The sequence below is a fragment of the Psychrobacter sp. TB55-MNA-CIBAN-0194 genome, from assembly GCF_040309505.1.
GTDB classification, from domain to species: domain Bacteria; phylum Pseudomonadota; class Gammaproteobacteria; order Pseudomonadales; family Moraxellaceae; genus Psychrobacter; species Psychrobacter fozii.
In genome coordinates this window covers 1-270 of sequence record NZ_JBEOOW010000318.1, presented here as the reverse complement: position 1 = coordinate 270, position 270 = coordinate 1, and the positions used below count along the sequence as shown (strand labels likewise).

Genomic DNA, 270 nt, shown 5'->3' with positions numbered 1-270 from the left:
ATGCACGACACCACCACCACTTTCTAAACGAACCACCACTTCATCTTGTGATTTAGCCACACTAAGGATTGCCGTGATCTCTTCACGCATTGTTTCAACCGCAGAGGCTTTAATATCCCCATCAAAATCCAATACATAAAGGCGCTTTTTCTCTGCTTCGTCGGTTTTAGGTGATTTTTTCTGTGCCTTTTTCTCTAGCTTCTCCTTTTTCTTCTTTTCTTTCTCTATGCCCTTGAGTACTTTTTTGTCTAACAGCTGATGATCTAATTC

Annotated in this window: 1 pseudogene; it reads right to left on the bottom strand. The window is 40.7% G+C overall.

Annotated elements, in window-relative coordinates:
* Positions 1 to 270, bottom strand: a pseudogene (locus tag AAEY75_RS15295) (protease SohB); the annotation flags it as partial.